We start from the raw sequence: 15,536 nt of genomic DNA on the forward strand, positions 1-15,536 counted from the left end.
GACACCCTGACAATGGATCTTGATGGTCCAGGGAGGGATGTCCAGGTGGGACGCAAGTCTCCGTATCCGGAGGAGTTCAGGAAGGACGCCGTCGCGCTTTACCGCGCGGCGGGCGGGAAGCGGACGTACGCGGCTGTGGCTGCGGATCTCGGCATCACCGCGGAGTCGCTTCGGACCTGGGTGTGCAAGGACGAGGCCCAGGCCGCGCCCGAGGGTCGGGATGGCAGAGGGAACGCGGCGGAGGAGCCGGCCCGGCTGCGGGCGGAGAACGCCCGGCTGCTCAAGGCCGAGCAGGAGTGGCAGCTGGAACGTGAGATCCTGCGCCGGGCAGCGGCCTATTTCGCCCGAGAGGTGAAGTGAGCCCCCGCCGCTGGGACTTCATCTCCGAGAACCGCGCCGACTTCGGCGTGCAGCGGATCTGCCGGGTGCTCGGGGCGTCCCGCGCCGGCTACTACCGGCATCTGGCCACCGAGCAGGCCCGCGCCGAGCGCCGGGCCGAGGAGAAGCGGACCGTGAGCGAGATCCGCGCCATCCATGCCGAACACCAGGGGGGCGTATGGGGCTCCGCGCGTCCATGCTGAACTGCGCGCGAGAGGACGGCGGATCAACCGCGAGCGCGTCACCCGGCTGATGCGGATCAACCACATCGTCGGCCTGCACCTACGCAAGAAGAAGCGGACGACGATCGCGGACAGGACCGCGCCGCCCGCGCCGGACCTGGTCATGCGCGACTTCACCGCGGACACGCTCAACACCAGGTGGTGCGGCGGCATCACTTACATTGCCGTCGGCGCGACATGGCTCTATCTCGCCACGGTGACCGACATCTGCTCCAGGAAGGCGGTGGGCTGGTCGATCGCCGACCACATGCGCACCTCGCTGGTCACCGACGCGATCGAGATGGCCGTGGCCGCCCGCGGCAGCCGGGTTCGCGGCGTCGTTTTCCACACCGACAGGGGCGCCCAGTACAGCGCGGCCGCCTTCGCCGAGGTCTGCCGCCGGCACGGCATCCGCCGCAGCGTGGGCCGGGTCGGCTCAAGCTATGACAATGCCCTCGCCGAGTCGTTCTTCCAGGGTCTCAAGCGCGAGTTGCTCCACGGAAGGCGCTGGACCTCGAAGGCACAGACTCGGCTGGAGCTGTTCCGCTGGCTGTCGTACTACAACCGGCGCCGTCGGCATTCCGCGCTCGGCTACCTCACACCAGCCGAGTTCGAACAGCAACTGACCACATCACGTACGCTGTCACTCGTCGCATGAAACCCGGTGTCCACTCCCGGGGATCAACCTCAATTGCGCGAACCCCCCCGACGGTGCCGGGCCCGGCAACCGGACGGCGGCAACCGTGTGCGAACGTGAGGAGGCCGCCCGAGACCTCGAAGCCTGACGGCAGAGCGCGATGCCACGACCTCATCGCCAAGATCGTGTTACGAGCTCTGGGACCGTCAACAAAATGCGGGAAGATGCCCTCTGACCAGGCGAGGATCTCTCACTACTCGCCGACGAAAGGGCACGGTCAGCGTATGAGCGCGCAGCCGAGGGTCAGGAAGGCGTCGTGGACGTCGTCGCGGATATCCAGGGGATCCGCGGATCCGCAGTTGACGCAACCAGTGCGGGTGGGCGAGGGCACGCGCTGAGTGACGGCGAGTGGGTACCGGCTGTGGGGCTGTCGGCCCCCCGCGGGAAGGCCCATCACCCATCGATGACGTGAGAGCGCGGGCCCGCCGCACCTGGCGTCCGCCCCGGCGGAGGGCATGCGCCAAGCCGCCGACCGGGATGCCCCACAGGCCCGTTGCTCCGTCCCTCGACACGCCGAATTCATGGGGCGGTCCGCCGCCGTCCCCCCGGACGCGCGGTGGCCGACGACCCCGTCTGCTCGCGGCGTAACTGTGACATGGCACAAGAGCGACATGTGCGACCCCTTGAACGACGGCGGGGGAGGCCGGAGGATCCAGTGATCTTTCGCTCTTCGCCGCGTCTCAGGAGTCTTCCTTGCCCAAGGTTCCCATCCCCCGGCCCGGGCCGATCGCCCTCGCCGTGGCGGCCGCCCTAACATTCGGCGTCATACCGGCGACTGCCGCTGTGTCCGCGTACTCCGCCGGTGAGGTGTCGCACGACGACGCCGGACACCAAACCCCCGGCGATGCCGACACGCACACCGTCACCCTGATCACGGGTGACAAGGTCACCATCGGGACCGCCGCCGACGGCACCGTCGTGCACTCCTTCCAGGCCGCGAGCGGAGCCACCACCGGCTTCCACCGTGCTGTCCTGGACGGCGCCACCTACGTCTACCCCGACTCCGCGCTGCCGTACGTGAGCGCCGGGAAGCTCGACAAGCAGCTCTTCAACGTGACGCGGCTGATCGCCGAGGGGTACGACGACGCGCACAGCTCCCGGCTGCCGCTGATCGTGCGGTACACCGACGCCGCCGCCAAGTCCCGTACCCGGGCGAAGATGGCCGGCTCGACCGACGTCCGCCGCCTGGACAGCATCCAGGGCGCGGCCCTCGCGCAGAACCACAAGCAGGCACCGGAGTTCTGGTCCTCGCTCACCGGGGGTTCGGGCGCGGCGGCCCGGTCCGCGAAGCCGTCCTTCGCGGGCGGCGTCGCCCACGTGTGGCTCGACGGCAAGGTGAAGGCCGACCTGGCCGACTCCACCGCACAGATCGGCGCGAACAAGGTCTGGGCGGAGGGCGACACCGGCCAGGGCGTGAAGGTCGCGATGCTCGACAGCGGCGCGGACATCGAACACCCGGACCTGGTCGGGCAGGTGTCCGACAGCGCCAGCTTCGTCCCCGGCGAGGACGACATCGCCGACTACAACGGCCATGGCACGCACGTCGCCTCGACCATCGTCGGCACGGGCAGCGCCTCCGACGGCAAGGAGCGGGGTGTCGCCTCCGGCGCCCGGCTGGCCGTCGGCAAGGTGCTCAACTCCGAGGGCAGCGGCCAGGAATCCTGGATCATCGCGGGCATGGAGTGGGCCGCCCGCGACCAGAAGGCCAGGATCATCAGCATGAGCCTGGGCGGCGGCGGTGACAGGACCGACCCGATGAGCCAGGCCGTCGACGAACTCAGCCACGACACAGGCGCGTTGTTCGTGATCGCGGCGGGCAACGGCGGCCCGCACTCCATCAGCAGTCCCGGTGCCGCGGACTCCGCGCTGACCGTCGGCGCCGTCGACTCCACCGACACGCTCGCCGACTTCTCCAGCCAGGGCCCGCGTGACGGCGACGGCGGGCTGAAGCCGGAGATCACCGCGCCCGGCGTCGACATCGTCGCGGCGCGCTCGCACTACAAGCGCGGCTCCGGCTACTACACCACGATGAGCGGCACGTCGATGGCGACGCCGCACGTCGCCGGTGCCGCCGCGCTCCTCGCCTCAGAGCACCCCGACTGGACGGGCACCCAGCTCAAGGAGGCGCTGGTCAGCAGCGCCAAGGCAACCCCGGCGTACACCCCGTACCAGGCGGGCGCCGGCCGGCTCGACGCGCTGGCGGCCGTGCACACCACGGTCTTCGCCACCACGAGCGCCTACTCCGGCTTCTACACGTGGCCGCCGAAGCCGGGGCAGACCGACGTCCAGACGGTGACGTACACCAACGTCGGCGACGCACCGGCCAACCTCAACCTGGCGGTCAACGGCACAGTCCCGGCAGGGTTGTTCAGCCTCTCCGCCGACCACGTCACCGTGCCCGCCCACGGCACCGCCACGGTCACCCTGACGGCGGATCTGGACAAGCTGGGCGGCGACCAGTCGGTCAGCGCCATGATCATCGGTACGGACGGCAGCGGAGCGGTCCGCGCCCGGACCCTGATCGGCGCGGCCCGCGAGGGCCAGCGGCAGAATCTGACCGTGGTCGCCAAGGACCGTTCGGGCAAGCCGCTGGAGGGCCGGGTCGTCCTGACCGCCGAGCACCTCTTCACGGTGATGGACCTCGACGCGTCCGGCACCGGCACGGCGCGGCTGCCCGTCGGCAGCTACAGCGGCTGGCTCACCGGTGACGTGCAGGGTGCCGAAGGCCCGCACTCGCGCGGCATGGTGCTGCTCGCCTTCAACGACGTGAAGCTGGACCAGGACCGCACCGTCACCCTGGACGGCCGCAAGGCACGCCGGATCCTGGCGCGCGTGCCGCAGCAGACCACTGCCGTCGCACCGCGCCTGGACGCCCACCGGTCCTTCACCGACAGCCTGGTGGAGACGTCGATGCTGCCGGACCCGTCGTACGACAGCATCTGGGCGCTCCCGACCGGCAAGAAGGTCACCGACGGCGAGTTCGAGACCGGCGCCCGCTTCCGCCTCGAGCAGCCCGCGCTGACCGTGAGCACGAAGGCGACGACCTTCAACGACCCGCTGGTCAAGCGCGCGGCCACGCCGCTGCCCGCCGGTACCCGGAACCTGACGGCGGTCTTCGCCGGTGACGGCACGGCCGAGGAGCTCGCGCGGCAGAACGTGCGCGGCAAGGCCGTCGTGGTGCGCGGCGCCGGCACGGAAGGGATCAAGGCCCAGGCGGAGGCCGCCGCGGCCGCCGGCGCCCGGCTGCTGCTGGTCGTCAACGACGGCGTCGGCCGCCTGCAGCCCTGGGACGAGAACCCCTGGAGCCCGGAGAGCCCGGCCCCGGTGACGGTGGCGACGCTCAACGCCGACCAGGGCGCCGACCTGCTCGGCCAACTTCGGCACGGCGCGGTCTCGCTGAAGGTCACCTCGCACCCCACGACCGACTACGTCTACGACGTCGTGCACCACTGGACGGGCGCCGTTCCGGCGGACCCGACCTGGCGTGAGGAGTCCAAGGACCTCGGCCGGGTGAACGTCTCCTTCCGGAACTACCGGCAGGGCAAGGCGATGGAGTTCCGTCCGGACGTCTGGCGGGGCTGGGCCGTCGGCAACCAGCTCACGGCGCCCGCCCAGGGCGAGCGCACCGACTGGGTCACCGCCGGCACCACGTGGCTGGACGACGCCTTCATCATGGGCGAGACCGGGCAGCACTCGATCGACCCGCTGAACTACCCGGCGCGCAAGACCGCCAAGGTCAGCTGGTTCGGCCCGATCCAGCGGCCCCGCATGGGCCCGGTGAACTACCAGCCCGTGCGCTACCTCGACGCGATGTACATCACCGCGCCCGGCTGGGGCGACTCGGGGTCCGGCCACGTCGGCGACGCCGGAGCGAACTTCGACGTCAAGGACTGGATGTCGCTGTACCAGGGCGACCAGCAGCTCGACTGGGGCAACGCCGAGTACCTGCAGGTACCCGGGCTCGGTGCGGAGCGCCTGCCCTACCGGCTGGTCCTCGACAACGACCGTGACGCCTGGGCGAACCCGTACTCGCGGCACACGCTGACCGAGTGGAACTTCACCTCCGCGGTCACCGGCAGCGAGTCGGCGGTGTCCCTGCCGCTCATCCAGCTCGACTACGGCGTGGACACCGACAAGTCCGGCCGTGCCGACCGGCACGCCGGCCTGACGGTGACCGCCTCGCACCTGCCGGGCACCACCGCCACCATCGGGAAGCCGACCGTCGAGGTGTCGTACGACGACGGTGCGACCTGGCAGCGGACCGACCTGAGCCGGAGCGACGACGGATGGCGGACGAACCTGCGCGCGCCGCGGTCCGCCGACTTCGTCACCCTCCGGGTCGGCGCCCGGGACAGCGCGGGCAACACCGTCTCGCAGACGATCACCCGGGCCTTCGGCCTGCGCTGACGTCACACCCCGGGAGGTCACCTGGGACAGCACCGCGTGGGTGGGACCGCAGCCGGCGGCCCTGCCCACGCGGCGTTCCCAGTTGTCAGAGGATCTATGAGGACACCTCGTCGCGGAACGGCAAGCGAGTGCTCGTGGACCGCCTGTGGCCCCGCGGAATGAGCAAAGAACGGGCCCACCTGGACGAATGGCTCCGCGACGTGGCGCCGTCGGCGGACCTGCGCCACTGGCACCACCACGACCAGGAGCGCTTCGCGGAGTTCCGGGATCGCTACATCGGCGAACTGGAGGACGCCGATCACCGGCCAGCCGTGCAGCACCTGCGTGATCTCGCCGCCCACGACAAGGTCACCTTGCTCACCGCCACCAAGGACCTCGGCCACAGTGAGGCCGCCGTGCTCGCCCAGTGGCTCGGCGCCGCCGGCACAGCGAGCCGCTAGATCCGTTGCTCCGTCATCCGACTGGCTCAATGATGGCGTGCCGCCGGCGCAGGTCACGGACTGGGCGGCCAACGGCGTCCCGGTCCTTCTGTCCACCTATGCCCGTTGCATCGTCGGTCAGCTGGATGATCTCAAGACACGCATCGAGGCCGCTGGCGACCTCCCAGATCACACGAAAGACGTCTGACGCGCCTACGGGAACTTCGACACGTATTCCACACGGCGACCCGCAGAAACCCGGTGACAGCCGGACAGCGCCGGACCCTCTCCACGATCACGTGAAGGCGGTCCGGTTCTCCGTGTCGGGGGTCAAACATGCCTTGGCCGGCAAAAAGGCCCTCCCGGGGGGAGGGCTCTCAGTGGCGCCCCCGGCAGGACTCGAACCTGCGGCCAAGCGCTTAGGGACCGTAAAGAATCAACACGTTGGTTTGGTCTCTGCTGTGAGGGTCGCGCCGTGTGCGGCGGCGTGGACGAGGAGTCCTGCCAGGGTGTTGAGGTGTGCTGCTGGGGGCCGGGGTGTGTGTGCGTGCTGGTCCATCAGTCGCCGGATCTCGCTGGTGGTGTGGCGGATGGTGTCCTTGCTGACGGCGAAGAGGTGGGCCAGCACGGTAGGCGGCAGGGCGAGGTTTTGTTGCAGCACGGTGACCAGGACCCGGTCGGCCAGGTCGAGTTTGGCTTTGCGGCCGCCGCCCGGGGCCCGGCGTCGCTCGCCGCCGTCGCGTCGGGCGGCGGGGTCCTGTTTCTGCAGCGTCTGCCAGTCGGCGGTCAGGGTCTCGGTCAGCTCGGTCAGTGCGGTGCAGGTCATGCCGGTCAGCGCGGGATGTGACAGAGCACCGCGGTCGAAGACCGCCGTCGGCCCGGGCGTTGGTCCGGTGGGGCCTGCCGGGCTGGCGGGGTGGGGGTGCACGGTGTAGTTCCATTCGCCGTGGAAGGCATGTCCGGTGACCGGCACTGCGTTCAGCTCAGCATCGCTGACCTTCACACCGGTGGGATAGGCGCCGGTGTCGAGTTCGGCGTGGACGGTGAGACCGGTGCGGGTGGTGGTCGCGGCGATGGACTGCACGACGACCTCGTGGCTGTTCAGCGGTCTGCCGCGCCAGTTCATGGTGATCGCGGAGAACAGCCGATGTTCCACCTTGTTCCACTTTGATGTTCCCGGCGGCATGTGGCAGACCGTGACGGCCAGGCCGGTCCGGGCGGCGAACGCAGCCAACTCGGTCTTGAAGGCCCGGGTGCGGTAGCCGTTGGAGCCGCCGGCATCGGCGGTGATCAGCAGACGTCTGGCCTGCGGATAGTCGAGGCGACCTTGCCCGTTCCACCAACGGCTGATCGATTCGACCGCGAAGGCTGCGGTGTCGTGATCCGTACCGACGTTCACCCAGCCGGTGTCCGCCGCCAGGTCGTAGATGCCGTAGGGCAGGGCCTTGCCCAGCGCGTCACCGGGGAAGTCATGGACGTCGACCCGCACGGGTTCACCGGCCGGCCGCCATTGACGTCCGGCGTTCTTGAACTCCCCGACGACTTCCTTCTTTTTCGTGTCCACACTGACCACCGGCTCGCCGTCCGCCTGATGGTCCTTGACCTGGTCATTGATGTACCGAAACTGTGTGTCCCGGTCGGGGTGTTGAGCGCCCTCAAGGGTCTTGGCATTGGCCTGCAGACTGAAACCGTTCTCCCGCAGCAGCCTGCCCACGGTCGGCGCCGAGGCGGCATGGCCCTGCCGGGTCAGCTCCCCGGCCAGAGACCGCAGCGACCTGGTCGTCCACCGCAGCGGCGACATCGGATCGCCCCGCTCATCCGGCTCGACCAGCGCCAGCAGCGCCGGAACGAGCAGCGGGTCAAGCTCCTCGGCGCTCTTGCGACCGCCGCCGTCCCGTCGGACCCGGCCATCGGGCAGCGGGTCCTCACCGCCCTCCAGCTCGAAGACACCCTTCCGCACCGTCGTCTCGCTCACCCCTGCGGTACGCGCGACGGCCCGGACCCCGCCGTGCCCCAGCAGCCGGGCCTCGGCGGCCAGCGCCAGCCGCTGCTGGCGCTCATTCAGATGAGGTAACAACACCCCGAGTCTCAGGGCAAGTTGGTCACGAACCTCGTTCGGTATGGACATACCACACCAACGACAGGCAGACCGTGAAGCAACGTGTTGATTCTTTACGGTCCCTAAGGGCCTGCCGATCATCAAGGTGTTGCTTTCAGATCGGGGCTCGTTGAAGTCGTATGCGCATTCCGGACGAGACGCGTGATCAACTTGCTGTGAAGTTCGCGGTGTTGTTCCCGCATCTGAACGAGCGGCAGCGGCGATTGCTGATGGCCCAGGCGGAACTGCTGGCCCGCCCAGCGCTACGGCGTGGGGGGCCGCTGTGGGGAGCGGAGTACGAGCAGGGTGATCTCGCTGGGGGCGAAGACGCGGAACGGCGGGCCCCAGAAGCCGGTGCCGCGGCTGGTGTAGAGGAGGGTGCGGGTGCCGTGGCGGCTGAGGCCGGCGACGGCGGGCTGGTCGATGCGGACCAGGTGGTGGAAGGGCCAGATCTGGCCGCCGTGGGTGTGGCCGGAGAGCTGGAGGTCGACGCCGGCGGCTGCCGCCCGGTCGACGAACTTGGGCTGGTGGGCCAGGAGCAGGACGGGGTGGTCGGGGTCGGCGCCGTGCAGGGCTCCGGCGAGGTGGGCGCGGTGGCCGGCGAGGCCGGAGGACTCGGCGGTGACGTCGTCCACGCCGGCGACCACGAGGGTGTCGCCACCGCGTTCGAGCAGCAGATGGCGGTTGCGCAGCGGCTCCCAGCCCAGCTCGTCCATGAGGTCGACCCAGCCCTGGGCCTCGCTGTAGTACTCGTGGTTGCCGGTGACGTAGACCCGGGCCCGGGTGGCCTGCACGGTGCCGAGTGGGGCGGCCTGGGCGCGGCGGCGTTCGGCCGTGCCGTCCGCGATGTCTCCGGTGTGGCAGACCAGGTCGGCCTGCAGAGTGTTCACCGTCTCGCAGACCCGCGCCGACCAGCGGGCGCGGTCGAGCGGGCCGTAGTGGGTGTCGGTGATGAGGACGACGCGAGTGCCGTCCAACCCGGCCCCCAGGCGCGGAAGTTGCACGTCGAGACGGCGTACCCGTGGTACCCGGCGGGCCTCGGCGTACCCCCAGGCGAGCAGCACGGTGGCTGCGCCGAGGACCGCCCAGGTGACGATCCGGGCCCGGTCCTGGCCGTCGCCGACGCCACTCACGGTCAGGGCGAGCCGCAGCAGGACGCCGAGCAGAACGGACCAGGTGAACAGGACCCAGATGGTGCCCAGCAGGGTGTCCCCGACGATCGCCGCCCAGTCCTGCTGCCGTCGGCCGTGGCCGCGCACCATCGCGAGCGGCATACCGATCAGGCCGAGGGCGAACAGGGCGGTGCCGGCCAGAGTGACAGGGAGCGGCCAGTGCTGGCCGGCGTGCAGCAGCAGCCAGCAGGGCACGGTCCACAGCAGGACGGGGGCGATCAGGGGGAGGTAGCGCATCAGGCGGTGCAGTCGGCTCCGCTGGGTCTCGTGCGCTGCACTGTCGGCGGATCGGGTTTCGCTGGTGTCGGTCACGCTTCCCCTCCTTGAGCAACCGGGCTGCCGTCGCGCGCACTGTATCCGGCCGTCTTCGGGCCGGTCGGACGGGGTGTTCATGGTGGGCAGCCCCATGCAGCGAAGGGGTCTTTGCCGGGCGGCAAGACTCCGCTGCGGCGGCCGGGGTGCCAACTACTACGGCCCCGGCCCCGGGGGGCTGATCTCGGTCCCCGGGAACACCCTGTTCGCGCGGGCGGTCGCCGGGAGGCGCATGTTCTGGCCGGGCAAGCTCGACCAACCGCACGCCCTGCACTACCTGCCGGATCTCGCGCGGGCACTCGTGATGCTGGCCGACAGCGAGGCGCCATGGGGACAGGCGTGGAACCTGCCCTCTCCCAAGTCTCTGACCGGCCGACAGTACGCCGCCGCAGCGGCCCTCGACGGCCGCACGCGCGTGAGCGCAGTACCCAAGCTCGCCCTGCGGACCGCGTGCCTGTTCGAGACCCAGGCACGCGATGTGACGGAGATCTTCTGGCAGTTCGACCGGCCGTTCCTGAACGAAGCGAGCGCCATCGAAACCCACATCGGACAGCTGACCCTGACGCCCCAGGCCGACGCAGTAGCCCAGACCATGGCTGGACACCGGAGGGAGGCCGGGAACCACCGGCATGCTGGTTAAGGCAAGGGCTCAAGTGGCTTTCGTTTGCGAGGGTCCGAGCAGTTGACGTCGGGTACTGCCGTTTAAGTCCTGGTGGCGCAGCGCCGTCATCAGGGGGACGGGGACGGGAGTCGTCCGGCCGGCGGGCGTCAGCTCGCCCGTCTCGGGCCCGACGGCGAACAGGGCGACGCTGTCGGCTGTGCTGTTGTTGACGTAGAGCCATCGTCCACTGGGGTCGATGACGAAGTTGGTCGGACCGCTCACGCCCTGGCTGGTGTGGCCGATGACGGAGAGCATCCCGGTCGGGCGGTCGATCCGGTAGCCGGTGATCGTCCTCCGACATCCCAGGTCTACGTGCTCTCGACTCTCACCGTATTGAGAATGTGCGCAGCCTGACCGGTCTCTACCTGCTCCCCGGCCCGTCCTCTCCCGTCCGCTCGCCGTCCGCCGGGCGCGCGGCTGCCCGGTGCATGCGGATCACCGCGTACGTCTCGCCGTCTCTCGGCGGCCGCGTCCATGAACGGGTGGTGAATGTGTGCAGCCGCCCGTTCGTGATGGCATGACGAGGCAGAGACGCACCGAACTCCCCGGCCACCGCTTCCAGCAGCGACCGTTCCACCTCGGCCCCGTCCTCCAGGGCGCCGAAGAACCGGCTCGGGTCCAGCGCCCGCGGTATCTCCCCGCTCTGCCGGATCTCCCTGTCCACGTACGTGAATGCGTACTGCTCGGCACCGTCCTGCGCCACCGAAAGGTGGAAGAACGGTTCCCCGTGCCATGTCCTCAGGCCGCTCCACACCACCACCGCACGGGTGCCCGCGCTGGCGGCCGCGGCCGGGGAGACGAACCGACGCTGGTCGAACGGGGCGGGATCGCCGTCGAAGGCGAAGCTCCAACCGGTGCCGGTCCGGCCGACCGCCATGAGAGCCCTGTCGTCGTAGGACGAGAACTCCCTCTGGTTGTGCGGCGACCTGTGGCGCGCCTCCCAGAGGGTCGTGGGTTCGTTCAGCACGGTGCCGTCCCCGTCCGCGAGACGTCCGGGCAACTCCTCCGGCTCGACCCCCTCCACCAGGACGAACCGGTAGGACGTGCGGTTGTTGCCCGGGTCCGGCTCCGCGAGCCACGCCAGGTCGCTCGGGCAGAGCCCGGCCGCCGGCCTCGGTGCCTCACCCGCCTGCCCGCCCCTCGGCGTGGACAGCAGCTCCCGGCCCCGCTCCGGGGTCAGCAGCGGCCCGAGCACCGGGTCGGCCACCCACCCCAGCGGCGCCAGGTGGTCCGGTCCCAGCGGCTCCCACAGGGGCAGAGCATTTATCAGCGTCCGCCATGCCCCGTCGGTGTCTCCCCACCGCGCCAGTTCCCGCGCCCGCTCGACCGCCTCCCCGAACGGTCCGGCCGCCGTGTACCGGTACGTGCCATTCCTCACCTGATCCAGCGTCGCGTAAGCCAGCGACACCACGTCGTCGTCGGCGCCCCGCAAATGGAACGTCAGCGTGGAGTCATCCCGGTACGAGTGCGCCGCGTGCTCGGCCACCAGCGGTGGCAGCAACTCGGGCGCGTACTGCGGGTCCGTCACCAGGCCGTCGTAGTACACCATGTAGGTCTGTCCGAGCAGGCGGCGTATCTGGTCGCCCAGCCCGGCGGCCCTCGGCCTGCTGTACTCCTTGGCCTCGTCCAGCGCCTTCCCGGCCCGTTCCCAGCCGCCGCGCAGCGCCTCCAGCCGGGCCTCCTCCACCAGGGCGTCCAGCTCTCGTGTCGTGTCGTTGGCGAACACCGGCTCCCCGTCGCTCCGGTGCGCCCGCAGGCTGTGGAACTCCCGGTACATGTCCCGCATGAACTCAAGGAAGTTCGCGTGCCGCTCGGGTGGCGCGGCCCGCCAGCTCGCCCACGTGTACACGGCCCACTCACCGTCCTCGTCCGCGTCCTCGGGATCCATGAGGACGTGGGTGATGTCGGACTCGACGTCGAGCTGCAGCCCGCGCCGCCAGATGTCCGCCTCCCGCCGCTCCTCGGGCCCGGCGTCCTCGTCCAGGTACTCCTCGAACATGTCCGCGAGTCCTGACTCGTTGTTGTGCCAGTGCGCGTCCTCGGTCCCCGCCAGCAGCCACACGAACCCGCCCGCGTGCCGCCACCCGTCGCTGACCTTGAGGAACTCCCGGTACGACGGGGGCATCCGTCGGCCGAGGCGCTCCTCCATGGCTGCGATCCGCTCCTCCGACGCGGGCGGGAACCCCAGCCACCGCGCTTGCCGGGCGGTCGCGTCGTCCTCGCCCCGCGTCTCGCCGTCCGGCAGGGAATCTGCCCACTCCCCGCTCCACCTGAGCAGGAAGGACCGCCAGTCGAATGCCGTGGTGTCCGTCATGCACCCGATGCTGCCACTCACCACTGACAGTGCTCCGTTGCTTGCTGCGGCCGACAGGACCCTTTTGTACGCGACCGGCCTGGCAGGCTGTGCCGGCGTGCTCGCGCCCTGTTCGATCGATGGAGAAGTCGGCGAACTCCACGTCGGTGAAGGCGATCCCAAGGCCGTGGGCCGTCTACCTCCGTCCCGCAAGTTGGCGTGCCCCAGTGCACGTGCGAGGCACCATCTGCTGCTCGCCCGTCCGGCGTCCCGGGCGGCGAACAGCTCTCGCGCGCCGGGCAGCGGCCGGTCAGGGTGTCTGCGGCAGAGCCCGCCCCGTCGCCTCGGCTTCCTTCGGCGCGGCGGGTCCCGTCCGCTCGGGGCCCCGGCCCCGCCCTCGGCTGAGCTGCGCCCCGACCGCCGAGGTCACCAGGCTCAGCGCCGCGGCCGTGTACCAGACGACCCGGAAGTCGTGGTGCGAGGTGGCGTCGACATGGGAGCCGACGACCGCGACCAGGACGGCGACGCCGATCGTGGCCGAGATCTGGCGCACCGAGTTGACCAGCGCCGACCCGGTCGCCGCACGGTGTCCCGGTACCGCGTGCACGCCGGCGGCCACCAGTGTGCCCAGGGCCAGGCCCACTCCCGCACCGGTCAGCAGCTGGCTGGGCAGCAGCTCACTCACGTAGTCCGGTGTGACCGACGCGAAGATCGCGAACCAGACCATGCCACCGGCGAACAGCACGCCGCCCGCCGCGATCAGCGGTCCCTGCCCGAAGCGCTGCGCGGCGCGGGTGGTCAGCACGGTGACGACGGGCACGAGCGCGGGGCCGGGGGCCAGGGCGAGACCGGTGCGCAGCGCGCTCCAGTGCCAGACCTCCTGACACCACAGCACGTTCGACAGCAGCATGATCGAGAAGGCCACGCCGAACAGGAGGCTGCCCGCGTTCGCCGCACCGAAGCGCGGCAGCCGCAGCAGGTCCAGCTCGAACAGCGGACGGGGGTGCCGCAGGGACCGGAGCGCGAACGCGGCGCCGCCGATCACGGCGACGGCCAGCAGCAGTAGGGTCTCGCCGCTCGTCCAGCCCTGGTCGGGTGCCTGCACCAGCGCCCCGGACAGCGACGCGATCGAGACGATGACCAGCAGGGTGCCGAGGAGGTCGGGCAGCGGCCCGGTCTCCCGCGCGGCCGGCTTCGGCAGCGCGGACCGGCCGACGACGAACCCCGCGATGCCGATGGGCAGGTTGACGGCGAAGACCCACCGCCAGTCCACCTCGGTCAGCAGGCCACCGGCGACGGGGCCGGCGGCCGCGGCGAGTCCGCCGACCCCGGCCCAGCCGCGGGTGGCCTGGGTGCGGCGCTCGGCCGGCACCGCCGCCAGCAGCAGGGCCAGGGAGGTCGGGATCTGGGCCGACGCCCCTACGGCCTGCACCACCCGGGCCACGATGAGGGTTCCCAGGTTCGGGGCCAGGGCACAGCCCAGCGACGCGAGCGTGAAGACGGCGATCCCGGCGAGGAAGACCGGCCGCTGCCCTATGCGGTCACCGGCACGCCCTGCCACCACCAGCAGCGCGGCGAAGGTGATCGCGTAGGCGTTGAGGACCCAGGACAGCGATCCGAGGCCCGCTGCGCCGCCGCCTCCGGAGAAGTCCTCTCCCACGGCGGGCAGCGCGACGTTGACGATCAGCAGATCCAGGTTGGTCATGAAGACGGCCACCAGGACGACTGCGGCGGCCGCCCGAGGGTGCTTTGAAAACCGAAGCAGCGTGGACATGGCGCAACCCAAACACAGGGTGGTTTGGAAATCAAACCCTGCCGGGTGATACTGGGAAGATGACCACGCCTATCGACCCCCGGGACATGGCGGGGCGCCCGTGCTCCCTCGCCGCGGCCCTCCAGATCATCGGTGACCGCTGGGCCCTGCCGGCGATCCGCGAGGTCATGCTCGGCAACCACCGCTTCCGGCAGATCGCCAGGAACACCGGCGCTCCCACGGACCGGCTCGCCGCGCGCCTGAAGGCGCTGGTGGAGAGCGGCGTCCTCGAACGGCGCCCGCTGCCGGACGACGCCCGCTACAGCGGCTACTACCTGACGGAGGCCGGGCGCGATCTGGGGGCCATCACCCGCGAGCTGATCGGCTGGGGCGACCGCTGGGTCGTCACCGCACCGCCCGCCCGGATCCGGCACCGGGATCACGAACTCGTCACCCACACGGTGTGCGAGACCTGCGGCGAGCGGGTCCACGGGGAAGATGTCCACCGGGACGACCTCGTACCCGGCTGGGACCAGTCGGGCCCGGTGACGACCCCGTAGACCGAATGGCCCCACCTCAGCGAAACGAAGGTCCGGCATGATCAACGGCGCCCACGTCATCCTCTACAGCCAGGACGCGGAGGCCGACCGCGCCTTCATCCGCGACGTCCTCGCCTTCCCCGGTGTCGACGCGGGCGGCGGGTGGCTGATCTTCAAGCTGCCCCCGGCAGAGATCGCCGTACACCCCACCGAGGGCGCCCCCCAGCACGAGTTCTACCTGATGTGCGACGACCTCGACGCCCAGCTCGGGGAACTGCGTGCGCGGGGCGTCGAGATCACCCGCCCGGTCAGCGAACAGCGCTGGGGCAGGCTGACGGCGGTGCGTCTGCCCAGTGGCGCCGAACTGCCGCTGTACGAACCTCGCCACCCCGTGGCCCACAGTCTGTGACACTCGAGCGGCCCCGCCCGGGGTCCACCGGATGCTGACGGCACCGCCCCGTCACGGTGAACCAGATCGCCGGCGACAACCGTCGTGGTGCCTGGTCGCAGGGGCTGGTGGAATCATCCACCGGGCCGACCGCGTTCCCCCACGGGAACCCGGGCGGAGGCGGCCCGGATGGTGAGA

The 15,536-nt window shown here is 70.6% G+C and carries 10 protein-coding genes and 1 pseudogene; 6 read left to right on the plus strand and 5 right to left on the minus strand.

Annotation, left to right across the window (positions count from 1 at the left end):
* The first annotated feature begins 45 nt into the window (after positions 1–45).
* The 3 genes and pseudogenes from RV986_RS45225 to RV986_RS45235 all read left to right on the plus strand — a co-directional run bounded on the left by RV986_RS45225 (position 46) and on the right by RV986_RS45235 (position 6,143).
* Positions 46–1,257: pseudogene (locus RV986_RS45225) on the plus strand (IS3 family transposase).
* 732 nt (positions 1,258–1,989) lie between these two features.
* Positions 1,990–5,703 carry a S8 family peptidase gene (locus RV986_RS45230; RefSeq protein WP_475922904.1) on the plus strand — a complete coding sequence of 1,238 codons (3,714 nt, stop codon included), beginning with the start codon at positions 1,990–1,992 and terminating at the stop codon, positions 5,701–5,703.
* 92 nt (positions 5,704–5,795) lie between these two features.
* Complete coding sequence (locus tag RV986_RS45235; protein ID WP_475924665.1) at positions 5,796–6,143, plus strand: DUF488 domain-containing protein; 348 nt, start codon at positions 5,796–5,798, stop codon at positions 6,141–6,143.
* Positions 6,144–6,558: 415 nt separating this feature from the next.
* Here RV986_RS45235 and RV986_RS45240 read toward each other — a convergent pair whose 3' ends face one another.
* Positions 6,559–8,250, minus strand: a complete 1,692-nt coding sequence (locus RV986_RS45240; RefSeq protein ID WP_475922905.1) for an ISAzo13 family transposase — start codon at positions 8,248–8,250, stop codon at positions 6,559–6,561.
* A gap of 233 nt (positions 8,251–8,483) precedes the next feature.
* Complete coding sequence (locus RV986_RS45245; protein WP_475922906.1) at positions 8,484–9,704, minus strand: metallophosphoesterase; 1,221 nt, start codon at positions 9,702–9,704, stop codon at positions 8,484–8,486.
* Positions 9,705–9,936: 232 nt separating this feature from the next.
* On the opposite strand from RV986_RS45245, the gene RV986_RS45250 reads away from it, so the two are divergent.
* Complete coding sequence (locus RV986_RS45250) at positions 9,937–10,344, plus strand: Rossmann-fold NAD(P)-binding domain-containing protein (RefSeq protein WP_475922907.1); 408 nt, start codon at positions 9,937–9,939, stop codon at positions 10,342–10,344.
* Between the two features lie 9 nt (positions 10,345–10,353).
* Here the strand turns inward: RV986_RS45250 and RV986_RS45255 are convergent, their stop codons facing one another.
* The 3 genes from RV986_RS45255 to RV986_RS45265 all read right to left on the minus strand — a co-directional run bounded on the left by RV986_RS45255 (position 10,354) and on the right by RV986_RS45265 (position 14,432).
* Positions 10,354–10,671 (minus strand): lactonase family protein, encoded by a 318-nt coding sequence (locus RV986_RS45255; RefSeq protein WP_475924666.1) that lies wholly within the window; start codon positions 10,669–10,671, stop codon positions 10,354–10,356.
* A gap of 55 nt (positions 10,672–10,726) precedes the next feature.
* Positions 10,727–12,679, minus strand: coding sequence for an SMI1/KNR4 family protein (locus RV986_RS45260; protein WP_475922908.1), 1,953 nt, complete (start codon positions 12,677–12,679; stop codon positions 10,727–10,729).
* Between the two features lie 289 nt (positions 12,680–12,968).
* Positions 12,969–14,432 (minus strand): MFS transporter, encoded by a 1,464-nt coding sequence (locus RV986_RS45265; RefSeq protein ID WP_475922909.1) that lies wholly within the window; start codon positions 14,430–14,432, stop codon positions 12,969–12,971.
* A gap of 59 nt (positions 14,433–14,491) precedes the next feature.
* On the opposite strand from RV986_RS45265, the gene RV986_RS45270 reads away from it, so the two are divergent.
* Both RV986_RS45270 and RV986_RS45275 read left to right on the plus strand, forming a co-directional pair.
* The gene (locus RV986_RS45270) at positions 14,492–14,971 is read left to right on the plus strand and encodes a winged helix-turn-helix transcriptional regulator (protein ID WP_453385202.1); all 480 of its coding nucleotides are present in this window, start codon (positions 14,492–14,494) and stop codon (positions 14,969–14,971) included.
* 37 nt (positions 14,972–15,008) lie between these two features.
* Complete coding sequence (locus tag RV986_RS45275; protein ID WP_360482812.1) at positions 15,009–15,359, plus strand: VOC family protein; 351 nt, start codon at positions 15,009–15,011, stop codon at positions 15,357–15,359.
* Positions 15,360–15,536 lie beyond the last annotated feature (177 nt).

It is taken from the genome of Streptomyces sp. RLA012, assembly GCF_056270325.1.

What these genes read in the sequence shown, in the direction of transcription:
- RV986_RS45240 (WP_475922905.1), bottom strand. Translation starts at nt 8,250, where the DNA reads ATGTCCATACCGAACGAGGTTCGTGACCAACTTGCCCTGAGACTCGGG.
- RV986_RS45250 (WP_475922907.1), top strand. Translation starts at nt 9,937, where the DNA reads ATGTTCTGGCCGGGCAAGCTCGACCAACCGCACGCCCTGCACTACCTG.
- RV986_RS45260 (WP_475922908.1), bottom strand. Translation starts at nt 12,679, where the DNA reads ATGACGGACACCACGGCATTCGACTGGCGGTCCTTCCTGCTCAGGTGG.
- RV986_RS45265 (WP_475922909.1), bottom strand. Translation starts at nt 14,432, where the DNA reads ATGTCCACGCTGCTTCGGTTTTCAAAGCACCCTCGGGCGGCCGCCGCA.
- RV986_RS45270 (WP_453385202.1), top strand. Translation starts at nt 14,492, where the DNA reads ATGACCACGCCTATCGACCCCCGGGACATGGCGGGGCGCCCGTGCTCC.
- RV986_RS45275 (WP_360482812.1), top strand. Translation starts at nt 15,009, where the DNA reads ATGATCAACGGCGCCCACGTCATCCTCTACAGCCAGGACGCGGAGGCC.